This is a genomic window from Actinoplanes sp. NPDC051411 (genome assembly GCF_040682075.1).
GTDB lineage: Bacteria > Actinomycetota > Actinomycetes > Mycobacteriales > Micromonosporaceae > Actinoplanes.
In genome coordinates, this window is record NZ_JBFBAD010000165.1 from 1 (window position 1) to 20,045 (window position 20,045).

A 20,045-nucleotide genomic window follows, 5' to 3' on the forward strand; every position below is an offset into this window, starting at 1 on the left:
GCCGCCACGGAACGGCTGCTACGTCAGGCGCCGGATCTCGACGCGACCTTCGCCGCCTCCGACATGATGGCCGCCGGTGCCCTGGCCACGCTCGACCGGCGGCTACTTGTTCACCGCACCCCCATCGTGGATGCACAGCCAACGGTGAGGCACGCCCCCGGCAGCCATCTGAACGCATGCCCGGCAGGGCCATATACCGGCTGTCCAGCCGGTGTGACCTCGGCGGCGATCAGGTTCCTGATCAGAAGGGGGGTGCGTCCTCGCCCATCAACGCCAGCACGACGCCGCCCTTTCCACTCTTGAGGCTTTGGACCACGACCTTGCCGGTGCTGCCGTCGGGCAGCTCCAACGTGAAGGTCTTCCCGACCGCGTTCTTAGGGCCATTGCCGGCGCTGTTGGCGGGGCGGAAGTCGCCGGCCCACGGCGCGGCACCACCCTTGCGGGCAGGCTCGGCGAAGAGCGCGGCGGTGCCAGGGGTCCTGGTGCCGTCCGAGGAGATAAGCACTGAGGCGCTGCGATAGGTAGCCATATACGGTAAGGCTATCCCGGACTGCGCTGGTTCGCGGTACGACAACGCGCCGTAACGCGTACAGCCAAGGGCAGCGACCCCGATCCGCTCCCACCGCCGGGGCCGATCGTGCGTCGGCCGCGACCCCAGCTAGACCCCGATCGCCGAAACCTGCAGCGTCAGCGGCCGACAGGCCGCCAGCTCGCCGACGTCTCACCACCGGGTCCGCCCTTGCCGACACCAGGCGCCTCCACAGCTTGTCGGCCCGCACGATCGGCGGCAAATCCGTACACTCCTCAAATCTTCGGTACCACCTCAGGGCTTGGCTGAAACAGCCATCGACCGTACGAAACGTCGGGCACGATGATCAGGTGCCAGGGCTTCTCGACGTGGTGGTGCGACCGCGGGTTCGCGCTCTGCTCGCTGCGCCTTTCGCGGTTCTGGCTTTCGCGTCGTCATTCGGCGCCACAGTGTGGCTGCAGCCTCTGACCTGGCGAATCCGGCCTTTCGGGGCCGGCCTCACGATGTTCTTGTTGTTGATCGCCGCGAGCGCAGCCATTCCGGCCGGGATGTACACCCTGTTCACCGACGCCTTCCGCCGTCGCCCAGTCGCCTGGGACAGCAACCCCGCCGGGCACCGGTTCAGCGCGCGGACGTCCCCGCGACACAGGGCATGGATGATCGTCTCGGCAGCGCTCGTCGCCCGGATCATCCCTGTCGAACGGGTACCCAACCAAGACCGGGCACGGATCGCGCAGCTCGGCGCGTCGACGACAGTCTTTATCACCATCGCCGTGGTACTCCTGTCATACCTCCTGCTCTGGTCCATGACGAACAGGCCGAGCATCACTCTGACTCCGGACGGCCTGATCCTGCACCGTCAACTCCGGAAGGTCATCAGCTGGGATGAGCTGAAGCCCGGCAGCCCGCCGCGGCCACACAAGCGCAACCCGGCCACGATCGATCTGCACCTGACCGCACCGGACCGGCCAAACAAGCGGATGTCACTGCCGGCCGGCGGATTGCACATCGATACAGCGTTCCTGGCGTACACGATCCGCTGGTACGTCGTCCACCCGGACGATCGTTCCCGGATCGGAGACGCGCTGGAGTTGGAAAAACTTCAGCGCAGATTCGACGCTGCGGCGATACGAACACCGTCGCATTTCACCGACGTCGACGCAACGGCGGTCCTGCGGGCAGCGGAGCTCGGCGGGCTGGAAGGGGTTGTGGCGAAGCGGCGCAACGGCGTTTACCGGCCGGGTCGGCGCTCGGCGGATTCATGGACCAAGGTGCCGCTGGTGCGTACCCAAGAGGTTCTTATCCTCGGCTGGAAGGCAGGCGAGGGACGCCGCGCCGGCACGATCGGCTCGCTGCTGCTCGGCCCAGGAGACGTCTCCCCGACAGAAGGCACCTTCAGCCAGCCGTTGGCTCGGCCGGGCCGGTACCGGCCGGCGGTTTTCTTGACGACGAGGCCCTCGACGCCGGCGACTGTCAGATCCACGAACCACGTCTTGGCGAGTTCGCGGTCGCGGGTCTGGTGGCAGATCGGCAGTTGCAGTCCGGCGCTGGCGAACAGTTGCTCGAGGCGGCGACGTCGTTCGGGGAGCGGCTCGTGCAGAAGTTCGCGGCCGTCGGCGTCGCGGAGCAGGTCGAAGGCGACGAAGTGGGCCCGGTGCTGGCTGGCTTCCTGAATGATGCGACGGCCGGCGGTGTAGCAGTGTGAACGAGGTCCGCCCAGCGTCTGGGTCGAAGATGAGTGCCTCGCCGTCGACGATCACGCAGGAGGCAGGTGCGCGGCGAGCGCTGCGGCGAGATCGGGGAACCGGCTTGTTCAAACCCTTCAGCTCGGCCAGGGCGAGTTCATGACCCGCTCGATGGTGGTGGTGCGGTGGAAGCCGGGGAGAAAATGTTCGACCACGTCGACGTTTACGGTGCCGATGGTGGTCTCGGGCCGGTCCTTGAACCCGTCGAAGTAACTCTTCAGGAACTCGTTCTTGAAGTCGTCCCGCGGGTGGGCGGCGACGATCTCATCGAGCCGGTCGTGGTCGAGGTCGTTCCAGCCGAAGCCGGCCACGTCGGTCATCACGCCGAAGTAGGTGGCGGCGATCTCCGGACCCATTCGGCCGGGGATGCCGGGCGTGGTGTGCAGCGCGATCGCCGTCCAGACGGTGTCGGCGGCGGCCGCCGGGAAGCCCCGTTCGCGGAGGAAGGCCCGGGAATGGTCGGCCCCGTCGAGCTCGAAGCGCTGTTCGACGGAGGGGGAGAACGGAGTCTGCAAGCCGGTGTCGTGGAACATCGCGGCCAGGTAGAGCAGTTCCGGGTCCGGTGAAAGGCCCAGCCGCTCGGCGTGCAGCAGGCTGAACAGGAAAACCCGCCGGGAGTGGTGGTAGATGAGAGGGCCGGTCGTGTCCTGAAGCAGCCTAGTCGCCTCGGCGACCGCCGGTGTCGACGGAATCCGCAGTCCCGCGATGAGCTCTGGCATAACCTCCATGCTGCGCCTCCGAGCGACCGGGCGCCGCCCTCGTCCGGCCACGAACCCCTTAAATCCGGACCGTGCTCCTTCACCCGCTCACCCTTTCGGCCGGCGATTCTGACGGCTTCACACGGGCCCCACCATGACGGCGCGAGTTGGCCTCATCGAGGGTCGGGCAACCCGCTGCGTGATGGTTTGAGCTGCCCCACCCGGACGGCGTCTACCGCGGTCACGAAGCGTTACTGCGGCGGAGGGCATGGAGGCGCGGGCGCGGCCAGGCGGTTACTCCCGGAACTGTGCCAGTTACTTAAGGTCATCGGGGCAGACCTGGTGCTCGGAGCACTGTAGCTCACATGAACAGACCCGCAGGTATCGCTACCGCCCTAGCGGTAGCCGCCATGGCCGCGCTCGCGCCCGCCACGGCCGCCGCAGCCCACACCTCAACCGGCGCATGCACGCCGACACAACCCGGCACCGGCTTCTACGCAGCCGGCCGCGTCGCCTCAGCCCCGGTGGCCGTGCCCAAGTCGGCGTGCACCACCATCGCGGTCTCCCACATCCGCGACATCCACCACCCGGGCGACAACTGCCAGACGTTCCTTGTGGCCTACCTGCTTCCCGGCGGCGGAGACCCCACCTACAGCGAGCCGGTGCAAGCTTGCTCCACGTCCCCGAGCCAACGCACGGCGCTGGCCACCAACGTGCCCGACGGCACGGTGTTCCGCGTGTTATACCAAGTCGACTACATCGAGCCGGAGATCCAGACCGTTCGCTTCACCGTATGGCGCTGACCGCACCAGCCGGCGTTGCGCACTGCGCACCACCCCGAGGCTGGTTCCACTGCTCACCAGATGGAGCGGTCACATCCGCCAGCACCTCCTTTGGCGAATCAGCCAGAACAGCCAGAACAAGGAGTGGTCGGTGCGAGTCAGCTTGCGTTGACGGTGATCCGGCGCGGTTTGGCCGTTTCACTCTTGGGCACGCGGACGCTGAGCACGCCGTCGGCGAGGTCGGCGCTGATCTGCTCGGCATCGATGCCGCCGGGCAGCAGGGTCTGGTAGTGGAACTGGCCGACGCGGCGGGTGCGGTGCCGCAGCCAGCCGACCTTCTCCTTCTCGACGATTTCGCCGGACACGCGCAGCTGGTCGCCGGCGACCTCGACGGTCAGGTCCTTGCGGTCGACGCCGGGCAGGTCGATCTCGACCAGGTAGGCGTCGTCGGTTTCGGTGATGTCGGCCAGCGGGGTCCACCCGTTGCCGGCGAGCGGGCTGCCATTCAGGACCGTCGACAGCAGGTCGTTCATCCGTTGCTGCAATTGAGCGAACTCGCGTAGCGGCTCGACGAGCGCTGGAGCGCCCGCAGCAGAATTCGATCGAAGAACCGGAAGTGTCATCGCTTGCTCCACAGATTTGTCCACAGCGCGCCCGCCACGGTTTTACTCGCGGGGGCTCTGCTCACAGCGGTCGGTCACGGCCCGGCCCCGGGGTGACGGTGGCCGGGCCGCTTCGGAGGGGACCAGGAGAAAGGTCATATGTGGGACAAGGTGTCGGCGACGGTCAGGCCTTGATCTGCTTGCGGCCCGAGTTGCCGGAGCCGATGCTGATCTTGCGCGGCTTGGCCTTCTCGGAGACCGGGATGTGCAGTTCGAGGACGCCGTTGTCGTAGGTGGCCTCGAGCTTGTCGGTGTCGAGGGTGTCGGCCAGGAACAGTTGCCGGCTGAACACGCCCATCGGCCGTTCGGAGAGCACGGTCTCGACGCCGTCCTTGGTCTGGCGCTGACGCTGGGCCTTGACCTGGAGGACGTTGCGCTCGACGGTCAGCTCGATCGAGTCGGGGTCGACGCCGGGCAGGTCGAAGTAGACGTTGAACCAGTCGCCGTCGCGTTCGGCGTCGACGTGCATGACCGCGGGTCGGCTGGCGGTGCCGGTGAGCTGTTCGAAGACGCGGTCGATGTCGCGGAAGGGGTCGGTACGCATCAGCATGGTCATCTCCTCCTCGGTGCTCCTTCACCAAAGGGTCTCGTTGTCCCGGGGATCTCCCGGTGTTGAGTGCCCTTGACTCAACTTGTCTCTACCCATACAACGAACCCATGACACTGTCAAGGCCCGGCTTCCGGGAATCCGCGGCGCCCGTCGGCGACTCCGCCGATGGGGCGGCGGAAGGCTTGTACCCGATCTCCGTCGTCACCGAGATGACCGGTGTGGGAGCGCGTCCGTTGCGCGGCTACGAACGGGCGGGACTGCTGCACCCGGCGGACCGGTGGTGGCATGCGGCTGTACAGCCCGCGTGAGGTCACGCTCGTGCGCCGCACCGCGGCATTGGCCGCCGAAGGCATCAACCTGAATGGGATCGGCCGCATCCTCGCGCTCGAGACGAGGTGGCGTCGCTGCGCGCTGAAGTCGACGGCATGCGAGGCGGTGCCGCCGCCAATTCCCCCGCGCGCGGTGCTGGGACGAGCGCCTGATGTGGTGATTGCCGACTCGCCGACGGCTTCGTCCGAACGGTCGCTGTACTGCGCCGAGCCGGTCGCGCTGATCGCGAGCTGAGAGTGCCTGTCGGACAAGTGTCGGGTGGCTCGCCGGTGGGCGACCGCTAAGGAGTGGCCGAGACCCCGGGCGAAAAGTCAACGCACCCGCGGGAGGCATGCTCACCCGCGGGCGCGGACTCTCGGCAGAAGGGGCCTCAGGCCGAACCGGTCCCGGCCCCGCGCAACCGGAACAGGTGCGCTGAGACATTTTCTAGCACTCCCCGGTTTCCGAGCGCCAGGACCGAATTTGTGACCTGCACAACACCGAAAGAGTTGACACTGCTCGGCTCAAGTTTTATCTGTGGAGGACAAGAGCTTCGGCGATTCCCGCCAGCGCGAAGGAGGTTGATCATGGGACGCGCCGTAGGTATCGACTTGGGCACCACCAACTCCGTCGTGGCCGTCTACGAGGGCGGTCAACCGCAGGTGATCGCGAACGCCGAGGGCGGCCGCACCACCCCGTCGGTGGTCGGTTTCACCGACTCCGGCGAGGTCCTCGTCGGCCTGCTCGGCCGCCGGCAAGCGGTGCTCAACCCCAAGGGCACCATCTCCTCGGCGAAACGGTTCATCGGCCGCCGCCACGATGAGATCAAGAACGAGGCCGGCCAAGTCTCGTACGACGTCACCGCCGGCCCGGAAGGTTCGGTGCGGTTCAACGTCCGGGGCAAGCAGTACGCGCCGGAGGAGATCAGTGCGCAGGTGCTGCGCAAGCTCGTCGACGACGCCGCCAAACACCTCGGGGAGAAGGTCACCGACGCGGTGATCACCGTTCCCGCGTACTTCAACGACGCGCAACGGCAGGCCACCAAGGCCGCCGGCCGCATCGCCGGTCTGAACGTCCTGCGGATCATCAACGAGCCCACCGCCGCCGCGCTGGCCTACGGCCTCGACAAGAAGGGCCACGAGACCGTGCTGGTCTTCGACCTCGGCGGCGGCACCTTCGACGTCAGCATCCTCGACGTCGGCGACGGCGTGGTCGAGGTGCGCTCCACCGCCGGCGACACCCACCTGGGCGGCGACGACTTCGACCGGCGCCTGGTGGATCACCTCGCGCAGGAATTCCAGCGGAACAACGGCATCGACCTGCGCACCGATCCGCAGGCATTGCAGCGGCTCTACGAGGCGGCCGAGAAGGCCAAGACGGAACTGTCGTCGGTGACGCAGACGCAGATCAACCTGCCGTTCATCACCGCCGACGCGTCCGGGCCGAAGCACCTGATCACCACGGTCACCCGGGCCAAGTTCGACCAGCTAACCGCCGACCTGGTGGAGCGGTGCCTCGGCCCGGTGCGCCAAGCCCTGGCCGACGCGAAGATCAGCGAGAACGACCTGGACGAAGTGATCCTGGTCGGCGGCTCCACCCGGATCCCGGCGGTGCAGGCCCTGGTGAAGCGGCTGACCGGCGGCAAAGAGCCCAACATGTCGGTCAACCCCGACGAGGTCGTCGCGCTCGGTGCCACGGTGCAGGCCGCCGTGCTGCAGGGCGACGTCAAGGACGTCCTGCTGCTCGACGTCACCCCGCTGTCGCTCGGCGTCGAGACGCTCGGCGGGCTGATGACTCGACTGATCGAACGCAACACCACCATCCCGACCCGGCGCAGCGAGACCTTCACCACCGCCGAGGACAACCAGCCCGCCGTCGACGTCGTCGTGCTGCAGGGCGAACGGGAGAAGGCGGCCGACAACCGGGTCCTGGGCCGGCTGCGGCTGGAGAACATCCCGCCCGCGCCCCGCGGGGTGCCGCAGATCGAGGTCACCTTCGACATCGACGCCAACGGCATCCTCAACGTCTCCGCCAAGGACTCCGCGACCGGCACGGAGCAGAAGATCACCGTCTCCGGCAGCGGCACCCTGGAGGAGTCTGAGGTGCAGCGGATGATCGCCGACGCCGAGCAGCACCGGGCCGAGGACGCCCGGCTGCGCGAGGCCGTCGACGCCCGTAACACGCTCGACTCCGTCGCTTACCAGCTCGAACGCCGTCTGGCCGAACTCGGTGACCAGGTCGCCACGCATGACAAGGCCCGCGCCGAGATGCTCATCGGCGACGCCCGCCAGGCCATCAAGGACGAGGCACCGCTCGATCGGGTGCGATCGCTGACCGCCGACCTGCAGCAGATGCTGCACGGCCTGGCCACCACGGCGGCGCCCGGCGGCGGTGACGGCGCGACCGGCGCCCCGGCCGGCGCTCAGGGCGGCGACGACGTGATCGACGCGGACTACTCCCCGGCCGGATGAGCCTCGGGCGCACGGTGAGTCGACCAATCGGAGGTGACCTGATATGACCAGCGCCAAGCACCATGCCCACCCGCACGACGCGGACGCTGCCGGGGCCCTGGGGCAGAACGGGGTGCAGGCCGACGCGGACACCGCGCCGGCCGGCGCCCCGGCCGATCCCTGCGCGAAGGACGCCGGTCCCACGGTGACCCAGGTGGAGGACCGGTGGCGGCGCGCAGTGGCCGAGCTGGACAACCTGCGTAAGCGGTTCGAGCGGCAACTAGCCGAACAGGCCCGTGCGGAACGGGTCCGCACAGCGGCCGCGTTCCTGCCGGTGCTGGACAACCTGGAACTGGCGCTGCGGCACGCCGACGCGGACCCGGCCGCGATCGTCACCGGGGTCCGCGCCGTGCACAGCCAGGCGATCGACGCGCTCAACGGCCTTGGATTTCAGCGAATCGACACCGCCGGAGTCCGATTCGACCCGGCCCGGCACGAAGCAGCCGGATCTGTTCCAGCCGCCGACGGCGTGCCGGCGGGCACCGTGGCCGACGTGCATCGGGCCGGCTACGCCGCCGCCGACGGGACGCTGGTGCGCCCGGCGATCGTGACCGTTGCGCAGGCACCCGAGCTCCAGCAGCCGCCCGCCGCGGGTGAGCGGCACGAACGGACAGAGCAGCACAGCTAGGAAGGGGGTGAAGCGGTGGCTACCACAACAACCGACTACTACCAGGTCTTGGGTGTACAGCGGTCAGCCGGGCAGGACGACATTCAGCGGGCCTACCGCAAGCTGGCCCGCCGTTTCCACCCGGACATCAACAAAGAGCCCGGTGCGGAGGACCGCTTCAAGGACATCAACGAGGCCTACGAAGTGCTGTCGGACCCGAAGAAACGGGCCCGCTACGACTGGTACGGCGCACAGTGGCGGCAGGTTCCCGAGGACTACGACGGACCTGTCCCCGGCACCGGCGGCTTCGGCGGTTCCGGTGGCCGGCGGGTGTACGTCAACACCGGCGGCCCCGCGGGCTTCGGCGGGGCCGGGTTCGGCGAGAACGGGTTCGGCGGGGTCGACATCGAGGACCTGCTCGGTGGCCTGTTCGGCGGCCGGGCCGCCGGCCCCAGCGGTTTCGGCCGTGGCAGCCGGGTGTCGGCGCCGGGCGCGGACAGCGAGGCCGAGTTCGAGCTGAGCGTGGAGGACGCGTACGCCGGCGGCCGGCGGCGGATCACTCTGCAGACCGCGTCGGGTCCCCGCAGCTTCGACGTGACCATTCCGGCCGGTGTGGTCGACGGGCAGCGGATCCGGCTCGGCGGCCAGGGCGCGGCCGGGCTTGGGGGCGGTCCGCGCGGCGACCTGTACCTGATCGTGCGGCTCACCCCTGATCCCCGTTACCGCGTCGACGGCCGTGACATCAACGTCGACCTGCCGGTCGCGCCGTGGGAGGCGGCACTGGGCGCGAGCGTGCCGGTCGACACGCCGGGCGGCCGGGTACAGGTGCAGGTGCCGTCCGGGTCGTCGTCCGGGCGGCGGTTGCGGCTGCGGGGCCGCGGCATGCCCAACCCGAACGGGCCTGCGGGTGACCTGTACGCCGAAGTCAAAATCGTGGTACCGGCCGCGCCCACCGCGGAAGAGCGGGAGCTGTGGCAGCGCCTCGCGCAAACCACCACCTTCGACCCGCGAGGTGCTCGCGCCGGGGCGGAAAGGGGCCGGCCATGACCCGCTACCTCCCGGCGCGGCAGACACCCGCGCCTGCGTTGACGGTGGCGCAGTTCGCCGCCGCGACCGGCCTGGATGCGCACGAGGTCGCCCGGCTGGTCGCGCTCGGGCTGCTCGACACCGTCTGCGGCCCGGCCGGGATGCTGCTGCCCGCCACACAGCTGAAACGGGCCGGGCGTATCACCCGGCTGCGGGCCGGGCTGGGCCTGAACTACACCGCGGTCGGGGTGGTGCTGGACCTGCTCGACCGCGTCGAGGGATTGGAAGCGGCACTGCGGGCTGCACCGCGGGCTCGCATGAACGGATATCGGAGGTGATCAGCTGATGGACGCCAACCGTTTGACCCAGAAATCGCAGGAAGCACTACACGACGCGCAGACCAAGGCGCTGCGGTTCGGGCACGTCGAGGTCGACGGCGAGCACCTGCTGCTCGCCCTGCTCGATCAACCCGATGGGCTGGCGCCCCGTCTGGTGGCGCAGGCCGGTGCCGACCCGGACGCCGTCCGCGCCACGGTGGAGGCTGAACTGGGCCGCCGCCCGCGGGTCTCCGGGCCGGGCACGCAGCCCGGCCAGGTGTTCGTCACCCAGCGCCTGTCGCGGCTGCTGGACACCGCCGACCGGGAGGCCAAGCGGCTGAAGGACGAGTACGTCTCGATCGAGCACCTGCTGCTCGCGCTGGCCGAGGAGGGGTCCGGCTCCGCCGCGGGGAGGGCGTTGACCGGCCACGGCCTGACCCGGGACCGGCTGCTGTCGGCGTTGACGGGAATCCGCGGCAACCAGCGGGTCACCTCCGCCAACCCGGAGGTCGCCTACGAAGCCCTGGACAAGTATGGCCGGGACCTGGTCGCCGACGCCCGGGCCGGCAAGCTCGACCCGGTCATAGGCCGTGACACCGAGATCCGCCGGGTCGTGCAGATCCTGTCCCGCAAAACCAAGAACAACCCGGTCCTGATTGGTGACCCCGGCGTCGGCAAGACCGCCATCGTGGAAGGACTGGCGCAGCGCATCGCCCACGGCGACGTCCCCGAAGGGCTGCGGGACAAGACCGTGTTCGCCCTCGACATGGGTTCCCTGGTAGCCGGCGCGAAGTACCGCGGCGAGTTCGAGGAACGCCTCAAGGCCGTCCTCAGCGAGGTGAAGGCGGCCGAAGGACGGATCCTGCTGTTCGTCGACGAACTGCACACCGTCGTCGGCGCCGGCGGCGGCTCCGAAGGCGCCATGGATGCCGGGAACATGCTCAAGCCGATGCTGGCCCGCGGCGAGCTGCACATGGTCGGCGCCACCACCCTCGACGAGTACCGCAAGCACGTCGAGAAGGATGCCGCCCTGGAGCGCCGCTTCCAGCCCGTCGTGGTTGACGAGCCGAGCGTCGAAGATGCGATCAGCATCCTGCGCGGTTTGCGGGAACGCCTGGAGGTGTTCCACGGCGTACGCATCCAGGACGCCGCCCTGGTCGCCGCGGTGACCCTGTCGCACCGCTACATCTCCGACCGGTTCCTGCCGGACAAGGCCATCGACCTGGTCGACGAGGCCTGCGCCATGCTGCGCACCGAGATCGACTCCCAGCCCGCCGAACTCGACCAGGCTGAGCGCCGGCTGCGCCGGTTGGAGATCGAGGAGGCGGCTCTGGCCAAAGAGGACGATCCGGCTAGCACGGCGCGGCTCGACCAGCTGCGTAAGGAACTGGCGGATCTGCGGGGCGAGGTCGACGCGATGCGGGCGCAGTGGCAGGCCGAACGGTCGGCGATCCGCAAGGTGCAGGCATTGCGGGAGGAGATCGAACAGGTCCGCCGCGACGCCGACGCGGCCGAACGCGCCTACGACCTGAACAGGGCTGCGGAGCTGCGCCACGGCAAGCTGCCCGACCTCGAGCGCCGCCTGGCCACCGAGGAGGACCGCCTGGCCGGCAAGCAGGGGCAGCGACGGCTGCTGCGCGAGGCCGTCACCGACGACGAGATCGCCGGCATCGTCTCGCGCTGGACCGGCATCCCGGTCTCCCGCCTCGTCGAGGGCGAACGGCGGAAACTGCTGCGCCTGGACGAGATCCTGCACGAACGCGTCGTCGGCCAGGACGAGGCCGTGCAGCTCGTCGCCGACGCGGTGATCCGGGCCCGGTCCGGCGTCAAGGACCCGCGCCGGCCGATCGGCTCGTTCCTGTTCCTCGGGCCGACCGGCGTCGGCAAGACCGAGCTCGCGAAAACCCTCGCGGCCGCGTTGTTCGACAGCGAGGACAACATGATCCGCCTCGACATGAGCGAGTACCAGGAACGGCACACCGTCTCCCGGCTCGTCGGCGCACCGCCCGGCTACGTCGGCTACGACGAGGGCGGCCAGCTCACCGAGGCGGTACGCCGCAAGCCGTACAGCGTGGTGCTGTTCGACGAGGTCGAAAAGGCCCACCCGGACGTGTTCAACACGCTGCTGCAGCTGCTCGACGACGGCCGGCTCACCGACGCCCAGGGCCGCACGGTCGACTTCCGCAACACCGTCGTGGTGATGACCTCCAACATCGGCTCCCAGCACCTGCTGGCCGGTGTCACCCCGGACGGCGAGATCAAGGACGACGCCCGTACGCGGGTGATGAGCGAACTGCGGGCGCATTTCCGGCCTGAGTTCCTCAACCGCGTCGACGACGTCGTGCTGTTCAAACCGCTCACCCTGACCGAGATCGAGAAGGTCGTCGACCTGCTCGTCGCCGACCTGCGCCACCGGCTGGCCGACCGGAACCTAGATCTGCAGCTGACCGAGGCGGCGCGCCGGCACATCGCCGCCGAGGGCTTCGACCCGGTCTACGGTGCCCGGCCGCTGCGCCGCTACCTGCAGCGCGAAGTCGAGACCCGGATCGGCCGGGCCCTGCTGGGCGGCGACGTCACCGACGGCTCCACCGTGATCGTCGACTACAACGACGACGGGCTCACCGTCACCTGGACCGCATCGCACCATCCGGATCAAGCACCCACCGCCGCTCAGGCGGCCTGAGCGCGTCGCCCCGAACCAACCTGGCAACTGCTGGAAAGACCAACATCACGCTGGAGGTGATCATCATGTGGCTGCAGCCGCCACCTCCGGTCACCGACCGGTGGCTGTTGCACATCGCCGCCACCCCGCACGAGGTCGACGACGTCCTCGCGAATCTGTGCATCCACAAGCGCAGCCGTCCGGTCGGCGACCCCGATTACCCGGCCTACCTGGCCGGCCGGGAAACCCCGTACGAACCGCCGGCCTGGATGAGCTTCGCCCAGGCCGAACTCGAACGCCGCGGCCACCGCACGCTGTGGTGCGATCCCGACTGCCCGCACCACCCGTGGCCACCGCGCACCGAACCACCCGCCGCGCCGAGCGACACCCGGCCAGCAGCACGGCGGCACCACTCCGGCACGTCGCTGCGGCGGCTGACCCGGGGCGTGCCACACCACCACACGACCGCGGCCACACCAACGCCAGTCGAAACCGACACCGCCGCAACCACCAGGTGACCATCGCAGGGTCAAAGGATCACACCGTTGAAGGCGCCCGCCGGGTCAGAGGACACGGCGAGCGGGGTAAAACTGCAGCAGACAGCCAGGACGCAGCTCTCCGATCTGTCCTGGACGAGGCAGTCAGTTCATCGGGCGGGATCGCTGATCGCGGCCCGGCTGTCCGTACGGGTAGTCCGCCGGGTGCGGGTCGCTGGCCTCGTCCAGCAACCGCAACTCCTCGCCGGAGAGCGTCATCTCTCCTGCGCCAAGGTTGGCGACGAGCTGCTCGGTCGTGCGTGCCCCGAGGATGAGGGAGGTGACGGCCGGCCGCGACAGCAACCACGCCAGGGCGATCGTGGCGCTGGTGGTCTCCCGGTCGGCCGCGATGGCGGCGAGCTGGTCGATCACCGCCCAGGTACGGTCCAGATCGACTCTGCGGTGGTATGCCTCGACACCGTCGGCGGCGGCGTTGTCTCCCAGCCGGGTGGCTCCGGCCGGATTCGCGTTCCGGGTGTACTTGCCGGTCAGCCAGCCGCCGCCCAGCGGCGACCATGGCAGTACGGCGAGACCGGCGGCTTCGGACGCGGGCAGGATCTCCCACTCGACCTCTCTGGTGAGCAAGTTGTATTGCGGCTGGGCCGATACCAGTGGCAGTCGTCCGCGCGCATAGGCGGCCGCTGTCGCGGTCTGCCAGCCGGTGAAGTTCGAGACACCCGCGTACGAGATCTTGCCCAGCCGCACCGCGTCGGCGAGAAAGTCCAGGCTTTCCTCGATCGGTGTCAGCGGATCCCAGGCGTGCAGTTGGTACAGGTCGATGTGATCGACGCCGAGCCGGGTCAGCGACGCGTCGAGCGCCCTTCGCAGGTGCCGGCGGGAGAGCCCGGCGTCGCGCGCGGTCACGCCGACCGGGAAGCGAGCCTTGCCGGCCAGGAAGACCTGCGACCGGGCGGGTTCGTCGAGGCTCTGCAGCCAGGCGCCGACGATCTCTTCGGACGTGCCGTCGGTATAGATGTCGGCGGTGTCGATGAGAGTGCCGCCAGCGTCCAGGAAGGTGCTCAGCTGCTGGTGGGCCTCGTCCTTGTCGGTCGCGGAACCGAAGGTCATGGTGCCGAGGGCGAACCGCGATACGACTGCGCCGGACGAGCCGAGTTTGGTGTATTGCACTGAGTGGTCTCCTGCTGTCGTGGTCGGTGCGTGCCTAGAGCTGCCGGGGCCTGTAGGCCGCGACGAGCTGGTCCATCGCGTGGTCGATGGCGGGGTCGCAGCGACGCCGGACGGCGGCGGCGTCGTGCCAGGCGACTATCTCCCGGGCCCCTTCCTCGAACCGGGTGGTGGCGGAGAAGGCCGGCACAAGACGCTTGATCTTCGTGTTGTCGAAGATCATCGAGTGTGATTTGTCGCCGAGCAGCGCGGCGCCCCATTCCGGGTGCACGGTGGCGACGGCGTCCGACGGCACGTGTACGAGGTCCGGATCGGCATCCGCCGCTGCGGCCATCGCCCGGTAGATCGAGTTCCAGGTGATCGCTTCGTCCGTCGTGATGTGGTAGATCTCGCCGATCGCCTGCGCGACGCCCAGCAGCCCGGCGAGCCCGACGGCGAAATCACGGCTGTGCGTGATCGTCCACAGTGAAGTGCCGTCACCGGGTACGACCACGCCCTTGCCGTCACGCATTCGCTGCACAGCGGTCCAGCCGCCGTCGAACGGCACCATCGTCTCGTCGTACGTGTGCGACGGCCGGACAATGGTCCAGGAGACACCCCGCCTCGCGGCCTCGGCCGTCAGCCGGGACTCTGCCGCGATCTTCTCCCGCGAGTACACCCAGAAGGGGTTGCTGAGCGGCGTCGTCTCGCGGATGGGCAGCCTCTCCGGCGGTGTCTGGTAGGCCGATGCCGAGCTGATGAAGACGAATTGGCCGGTCCGGGCACCGAAAAGGTCGAGATCACGGTCGATGTCGGCGGCCCCGAAGGCGACCCAGTCGACTACCGCGTCGAACTCCCGGCCGCCCAGGGCCGCCTGGACCGCCGCCCGATCGTTGATGTCCGCCGTAAGCACCTCCACGCCTTCGGGCAGCGGACGGCCGGATCGGCCCCGGTTGAGCACGCAGACCCGCATTCCTTGGCCCGTTGCCTGGCGTGCGCAGGCGGCGCTGATGATGCCGGTGCCACCGACGAACAGCACGCTGGTCGGACTGGTCATCCCTTCACACCGCCCGCGGTGAGACCGCTGACGATGCGGCGCTGGAAGATGAGCACGATGATGATCAGCGGGATCGTGACGATCACCCCGGCCGCCATCTGCGTGCCGTAGGGCTGGTCGAACTGCGAGATGCCGGTGAACTGCGCGACGGCGACAGTGACCGGCTGCGATCGTGACGTCTGCGACATGGAGTTCGCGATCATGAACTCGTTCCAGGCCGCGATGAAGATGAGGATCGCGGTGGTGAAGACGCCGGGCACGGCCAGCGGCAGGATGATCTTCATGAAGGCCTGGCGCCGCGTGCACCCGTCGATTTGGGCGGCCTCCTCGAGCTCCCATGGCATGGCCCGGAAGAAGCTGGTCAGCACCCAGATGCCCAGGGGCAGGGAGAAGCTGATGTCGGGGATCACCATGGCCCGGTAGGTGTCGATCCAGCCGAGGTCGGCGAACAGCCCGAACAGCGGCGTCAGGATGGCCACGCCGGGAAACATCGAGGTGGCCAGGAACAGACCGAGCACGACGTTCTTGGCCGCGAACCGCAGCCGGGTCAGGGCGTACGCGGCGGAGATGCCGAGCAGCAGCGCCAGGACGGTGACCGAGCCGGCGATCGCCGTACTGTTACGCAGGGCCAGGCCAAAGGTGTTCTGACGGCTGAACACCGCGCGGTAGTTGAGCAACGTGGGGTGCGGCGGCAGGAGCGATGTGTCGAAGATGTGGGCCGGTGAGCGCAGGCTGGAGACGACCATCCAGTAGAAAGGCAGCAAGCAGTAGGCCACGATGGCGGCGGCCGCGACGTACAGCCAGATTTTCCCTGCCCTTCCCTTCCGGCTGCGGTGCGCCGGCGGGTTCGCCTCAGCGATGTCGCCATGCGGCATGGACGTGGCGGCCATCGCGCGGGTCATGCCGGCTCCGTCCGGTCGCCGGCATGCGCGACGGCGTTGACGCCGAGCAGCCGCACGAAGGCATACGCAACGATGAAGATCAGCAGGAACGTCAAGGTCGACAGAGCGCCGCCGTACCCAGGTTTGAGCTGGCTCAGCGTTGCCCGCACCACGAGTATCGACACGGTCGTGGTGCCGTTCGCCCCGTTGGTGAAGATCTGCGGCAGGTCATACATCCGCAAGGCGTCGAGCATGCGAAAGAGCACCGCGACGAGAATCGCCGGACGAGCCAGGGGCAGTGTGATCAAGCGGAAGCGTTGCCACGGCCCGGCGCCGTCCACCATCGCGGCCGTGTAGACGTCTTCCGGGATGACCTGCAGGCCGGCGAGGATCAGCAATGCCACGAACGGCGCCGTCTTCCAGGTGTCGGCCACCACGATCGCGATCCGGGACGGCCATTCCGAGCCGGTCCACACCAGATGCGAGCCGGTGACCGCGTTGATGATCCCCGCCGGATCGAAGCTCCACTTCCAGAGCACGGCCGTGACCGCGGTCGGGATCGCCCACGGCACGAGCACGCTGGCCCGGAGTAGCCCACGGCCCCGGAAAGCCCGGTTCATGACCAGCGCCATACCGAGCCCGATGAGCGTCTCCAGCAGCACCGTGACGACGGTGAACAGGGCCGTGACCTCGACCGATGCCCAGAACGTCGAACTGCTCGAACCCCAGAGCGCGGCGGCGTAGTTGTGCAGGCCGACGAACGGCTGATGCACGTCGATCCCGTCGGCGTACAGGGAACGGATCGCCGCCTTGACGATCGGGTAACCGATGATCGCCGCCAGCACCAGCAGCGCCGGGCCGACCAGCCAGAAGGCGGCCTTGCCGTCGGGGCCGCCCGGCAGCCGCGGCCGGCGCAACCCGCGTGCACCGGCGGGTTGCTTCCGATCCGCGAACGTCATTGCTGAATCGCCTGCTTGAGATCCGATGACATCTTCGTGATCGCGGCATCGACCGAGGCCTTGCCTTGCAACGCCGCGTACGCGTTCTGCTGAATGGCCAACGTGACGGCGTTGTAGTTCGGCGTCTTCGGTCGCGGGTTCGCCACGAGCAACGCCTGCTTGAGCGTCGGCAGGTAGGGCGACACCTTCACCAGGTCCGGATCGGTGTACAGGCTGGTCAGCACCGACGCCTGGTTCATGACCGAAACGAGGATCTTCTGACTCGATTCCGACTGCATCCAGGCGACGAAGTCCTCGGCCGTCTTCTTGTGCTTCGAGTACGCCGAGACGCCGAGGTCGATCCCGCCCAGCGAGGACACACCGGGCCCGTTCTGGCCCGGGATGAGCGCCATCTTGAACTTGCCCGCCGTCGCCGCTCCCTTCGCGCTCGCCGCCGTGTAGACGTACGGCCAGTTCGTCAGGAACATCGACTTGCCGCTGAGAAAGGCGTTGGCGCTCTGCTCTTCCTGGTAGGTGATCGCGGCCTTGTTGACGTAACCCTTCTGGAAAAGGTCGACCAGGTGCTGCAGACCGGCCCGGGCCTGGGGTGAGTCGACGGTGACCGTCTTGCCGTCACTGCTGAGGATCGATCCCCCCGCCGAGTTGATCGCCTCGGCCACGTTGACGGTCAGGCCCTCGTACTGGGCGAATTGACCGCCCGCGTAGCACGTCATGTTGTGCGCGGTGGCGATCTTGCAGTCCGCCTCGAGCTCGGCCCAGGTGGTCGGGGGCTTCGCTACCAGGTCCGAGCGGTAGTACAGCAGTTGAGCGTTCGTCATGAACGGCGCGCCGTACATGGTGCCGTTGTAGGTGGCCGTCGCCACCGCCGCCGGCAGTACCCCCGGGCCACCGACTGCATCCTTCGACAGCGGCGCCAGCCAGCCGTGGGCCGCGAACTCCGACGTCCAGACCACGTCATCCCACATCACGTCGTACCGGTCGCTCTTGGCCTGAAGGTCCTGCACGAACGAGTTCCGCTGATCGTCCGGCGACGCGGAGAGCTCGATGAAGGTGACCTTCTCGTCCGGGTGGAGTTTGTTCCAGGCCGCCAGCAGCTGCGGCATCGCACCGGTCAAGTCCTTGCCGGAGGCAAAGGTAATGGGCCCGACGCCGTTGTCGTTGCCCGATCCCCCACCGCTACCGCCGGAACCGCATCCGGCCAAGGCCAGAGCGCTCGCCGCGACAGCGGCGAGACTCGTCCTGATCAACTTTGAACGCTTACCCATGTGGTGCCTCCACGGAGGTCTGACTGGCGAGCCGCTCTTGACGCGCTGTGGTCGCCTGCGTGATCGCAATCTAAGCCGTGTGCAAGCGCTTGCGCAAGACCGACTGTTAATGACTGATCACTTCCGAGTCCCGCTACACCCACAACTGCACTACGAGAAGGGGAGCAGGGTCCAACTGAGGCTGCCAGATTTCAGTCCTCCAACGCTCTGTTCGCGGACCGTTGTGCCTAGCGTTTGCACGGCCGGGTCCTATACTTTCAGTTCGGGTGGGCAGGTGCCCCGGCGCGGGCGGAGGGAAGGACCGGACAGGTTGGCATCCAGCATCGAGGACGTCGCCAGGCTGGCGGGAGTCTCCGTCTCTACCGCGTCGCGCGCGATGAACGGCCACAGCCGCATCTCCGCAGCCACCATCCAGCGTGTCGGCGAAGCCGCCCGGAGCCTCGGGTACGTGGCATCGTCGAGCGCTTACACCCTGGCCACCGGCCGTAACCGCAACATCGGGCTCGTCCTGCCGTACGTGGAACGCTGGTACTTCAACTCGTTGCTCGCCGGAGTCGAGTCGAGGCTCATCACCGCGGGCTACGACCTCACGCTCTACAACTTCAACGGGTCCGCCGAGCACCGGTCGGCCATCTTCAACGACTTCCTGCTCCGCAAGCGGGTGGACGCCCTGATCACCGCCTCGATCAAACTCGAGGCGGACGAGCTGACCCGACTACAACAGGTAGACCGACCCGTCCTGGCCATCGGCGACCCGTTCGAGGGCGCTTACACCCTCGGCATCGACAACTTCGGCGCCGCGAAGCTCGCGACCAGCCACCTGATCTCGCTCGGTCACCGCCGCATCGGCATCATCGGCGGCGACCCGGAAAGCGAGACGGACTTCCGGCATCCCGAAACCCGCCATCGCGGCTACCTCGCCGCCATGAGCGAACACGATCTGCCGACGCCCGACCAATGGTTCTACCCCACCGACTTCACCATCGCCGGTGGGTACGCCGCCGCCAAGAACGCCCTCAGCGATCCGCGGCAGAACCTCACCGCGCTGTTCGCGGCCTCCGACGAGATCGCCATCGGCGCCATCCTCGCCGCCCGCGACCTCGGCATGCGGGTTCCCGACGACGTTTCCATCGTTGGCATCGACGGTCACGACCTGGCCGAGTTCTTCGGGCTCACCACCGTCGCCCAGTCACCCAAGCAGCAGGGCGCGCACGCCGCGGAGATCGTGCTCGGCATGCTGCAAAACGGCGTACGCGACATAGCGAACGAGCAGTGGCGCATCGACCTGATCGTCCGGGCGAGCACCACCAGACACGCCGGCCCGGACTGACCAGCGCGCACGGCTCACCGGCCACCGAATGAAGGCCGGCCCTGATCCTGATGACGCTGGCATTCGCCGTCCTACTGGCCATCGCGCTGAGCGCCACCAACCAGCTCCGGTGCCTGCCCGCACGCTGTGAGTGGTGCTTTCAGTCCGTGACTGAGATCGCCCGCACGTCCAGGTGGAAGTTCAGTTGGCTGGCCGGGACCGGCCGGGAGAAGAGGTAGCCCTGGCCGTGGGTGCAGCCCAGTTCCCCGACCAGGCGAGGCTGCTCGGGTCGAGGTTTTCGGCCGTCAGGGACTCGACGACGTCTTCGATCAGGTTGCCGTGCCAGAACTGGCGGTTGGAGACGTTGACGCTCATCCGCATCGCCGGATGCTGCCAGGCGGCGATCTGGTGGCACGCCGTGCGCAGCACCCAGGTGCCGATCTTGACGCCGAGGTCGCTCTCCTCGGCGATCGGCAGGAAGACCGGCGGCACCAGCAGGCCCCGGGTCGGGTGCCGCCAGCGCAGCAGCGCCTCGAC

The 20,045-nt window shown here is 68.3% G+C and carries 20 protein-coding genes and 1 pseudogene; 10 read left to right on the forward strand and 11 right to left on the reverse strand.

The features are described from left to right. Positions 1–241 precede the first annotated feature (241 nt). The 3 genes from AB0M88_RS47295 to AB0M88_RS47305 all read right to left on the reverse strand — a co-directional run bounded on the left by AB0M88_RS47295 (position 242) and on the right by AB0M88_RS47305 (position 2,993). The gene (locus tag AB0M88_RS47295) at positions 242–529 is read right to left on the reverse strand and encodes a hypothetical protein (RefSeq protein ID WP_364113805.1); all 288 of its coding nucleotides are present in this window, start codon (positions 527–529) and stop codon (positions 242–244) included. Between the two features lie 1,231 nt (positions 530–1,760). Next, positions 1,761–2,249, reverse strand: coding sequence for a hypothetical protein (locus tag AB0M88_RS47300; RefSeq protein WP_364113842.1), 489 nt, complete (start codon positions 2,247–2,249; stop codon positions 1,761–1,763). A 102-nt stretch (positions 2,250–2,351) separates the two neighbouring features. Continuing rightward, entirely contained in the window at positions 2,352–2,993 is a 642-nt protein-coding gene (locus tag AB0M88_RS47305) for an HD domain-containing protein (RefSeq protein ID WP_364113807.1), read from the reverse strand. 389 nt (positions 2,994–3,382) lie between these two features. On the opposite strand from AB0M88_RS47305, the gene AB0M88_RS47310 reads away from it, so the two are divergent. Next, positions 3,383–3,775 (forward strand): hypothetical protein, encoded by a 393-nt coding sequence (locus AB0M88_RS47310; RefSeq protein WP_364113809.1) that lies wholly within the window; start codon positions 3,383–3,385, stop codon positions 3,773–3,775. Positions 3,776–3,912: 137 nt separating this feature from the next. Here the strand turns inward: AB0M88_RS47310 and AB0M88_RS47315 are convergent, their stop codons facing one another. Together AB0M88_RS47315 and AB0M88_RS47320 are read right to left on the reverse strand one after the other, a co-directional pair. Then, positions 3,913–4,287, reverse strand: coding sequence for an Hsp20/alpha crystallin family protein (locus AB0M88_RS47315; protein ID WP_364113811.1), 375 nt, complete (start codon positions 4,285–4,287; stop codon positions 3,913–3,915). 253 nt (positions 4,288–4,540) lie between these two features. Then, on the reverse strand, positions 4,541–4,966 hold the full coding sequence (locus tag AB0M88_RS47320; RefSeq protein WP_364113813.1) for an Hsp20/alpha crystallin family protein: 426 nt from the start codon (positions 4,964–4,966) through the stop codon (positions 4,541–4,543). Between the two features lie 216 nt (positions 4,967–5,182). Here AB0M88_RS47320 and AB0M88_RS47325 point away from each other — a divergent pair, with 216 nt between their 5' ends. The 7 genes from AB0M88_RS47325 (at position 5,183) to AB0M88_RS47355 (ending at position 12,915) form a co-directional block, all read left to right on the forward strand. Beyond that, positions 5,183–5,530 carry a MerR family transcriptional regulator gene (locus tag AB0M88_RS47325; RefSeq protein WP_364113816.1) on the forward strand — a complete coding sequence of 116 codons (348 nt, stop codon included), beginning with the start codon at positions 5,183–5,185 and terminating at the stop codon, positions 5,528–5,530. 332 nt (positions 5,531–5,862) lie between these two features. Continuing rightward, positions 5,863–7,746: a molecular chaperone DnaK gene (gene dnaK, locus AB0M88_RS47330; RefSeq protein ID WP_364113818.1), complete on the forward strand. Its 1,884-nt coding sequence runs from the start codon at positions 5,863–5,865 to the stop codon at positions 7,744–7,746. Positions 7,747–7,789: 43 nt separating this feature from the next. Further along, positions 7,790–8,413 (forward strand): nucleotide exchange factor GrpE, encoded by a 624-nt coding sequence (locus tag AB0M88_RS47335; protein ID WP_364113820.1) that lies wholly within the window; start codon positions 7,790–7,792, stop codon positions 8,411–8,413. Positions 8,414–8,428: 15 nt separating this feature from the next. Further along, positions 8,429–9,439 (forward strand): DnaJ C-terminal domain-containing protein, encoded by a 1,011-nt coding sequence (locus AB0M88_RS47340; protein WP_364113822.1) that lies wholly within the window; start codon positions 8,429–8,431, stop codon positions 9,437–9,439. Further along, complete coding sequence (locus tag AB0M88_RS47345; RefSeq protein WP_364113824.1) at positions 9,436–9,756, forward strand: chaperone modulator CbpM; 321 nt, start codon at positions 9,436–9,438, stop codon at positions 9,754–9,756. Before AB0M88_RS47340 ends, AB0M88_RS47345 begins: the two co-directional genes overlap by 4 nt. A 7-nt stretch (positions 9,757–9,763) precedes the next feature. Further along, positions 9,764–12,418, forward strand: a complete 2,655-nt coding sequence (gene clpB / locus AB0M88_RS47350; protein WP_364113826.1) for an ATP-dependent chaperone ClpB — start codon at positions 9,764–9,766, stop codon at positions 12,416–12,418. A gap of 65 nt (positions 12,419–12,483) precedes the next feature. Further along, a complete protein-coding gene (locus AB0M88_RS47355) occupies positions 12,484–12,915 on the forward strand; it encodes a hypothetical protein (RefSeq protein ID WP_364113828.1) in 432 nt (143 codons plus the stop codon). Positions 12,916–13,038: 123 nt separating this feature from the next. On the opposite strand, the gene AB0M88_RS47360 is transcribed toward AB0M88_RS47355, so the two are convergent. The 5 genes from AB0M88_RS47360 to AB0M88_RS47380 are packed head-to-tail and all read right to left on the reverse strand — an operon-like array spanning position 13,039 to position 18,199. Then, positions 13,039–14,061 carry an aldo/keto reductase gene (locus AB0M88_RS47360; RefSeq protein WP_364113830.1) on the reverse strand — a complete coding sequence of 341 codons (1,023 nt, stop codon included), beginning with the start codon at positions 14,059–14,061 and terminating at the stop codon, positions 13,039–13,041. A gap of 34 nt (positions 14,062–14,095) precedes the next feature. Beyond that, positions 14,096–15,094: an NAD-dependent epimerase/dehydratase family protein gene (locus tag AB0M88_RS47365; protein ID WP_364113832.1), complete on the reverse strand. Its 999-nt coding sequence runs from the start codon at positions 15,092–15,094 to the stop codon at positions 14,096–14,098. Continuing rightward, positions 15,091–15,996, reverse strand: coding sequence for a carbohydrate ABC transporter permease (locus AB0M88_RS47370; protein WP_364113834.1), 906 nt, complete (start codon positions 15,994–15,996; stop codon positions 15,091–15,093). Before AB0M88_RS47370 ends, AB0M88_RS47365 begins: the two co-directional genes overlap by 4 nt. Next, positions 15,993–16,934: a sugar ABC transporter permease gene (locus AB0M88_RS47375; RefSeq protein ID WP_364113836.1), complete on the reverse strand. Its 942-nt coding sequence runs from the start codon at positions 16,932–16,934 to the stop codon at positions 15,993–15,995. Before AB0M88_RS47375 ends, AB0M88_RS47370 begins: the two co-directional genes overlap by 4 nt. Further along, positions 16,931–18,199, reverse strand: coding sequence for an ABC transporter substrate-binding protein (locus tag AB0M88_RS47380; protein WP_364113838.1), 1,269 nt, complete (start codon positions 18,197–18,199; stop codon positions 16,931–16,933). The genes AB0M88_RS47375 and AB0M88_RS47380 overlap by 4 nt, the downstream gene beginning before the upstream one ends. Before the next feature lie 109 nt (positions 18,200–18,308). On the opposite strand from AB0M88_RS47380, the pseudogene AB0M88_RS47385 reads away from it, so the two are divergent. Together AB0M88_RS47385 and AB0M88_RS47390 are read left to right on the forward strand one after the other, a co-directional pair. Next, positions 18,309–18,638 (forward strand): annotated as a pseudogene (locus tag AB0M88_RS47385) (LacI family DNA-binding transcriptional regulator); the annotation flags it as partial. A 9-nt stretch (positions 18,639–18,647) separates the two neighbouring features. Further along, positions 18,648–19,529, forward strand: a complete 882-nt coding sequence (locus tag AB0M88_RS47390) for a substrate-binding domain-containing protein (protein WP_364113844.1) — start codon at positions 18,648–18,650, stop codon at positions 19,527–19,529. A 180-nt stretch (positions 19,530–19,709) separates the two neighbouring features. On the opposite strand, the gene AB0M88_RS47395 is transcribed toward AB0M88_RS47390, so the two are convergent. Continuing rightward, positions 19,710–20,045: EAL domain-containing protein (locus AB0M88_RS47395; protein ID WP_364113840.1), on the reverse strand; the 336-nt coding region annotated here is incomplete at its 5' end.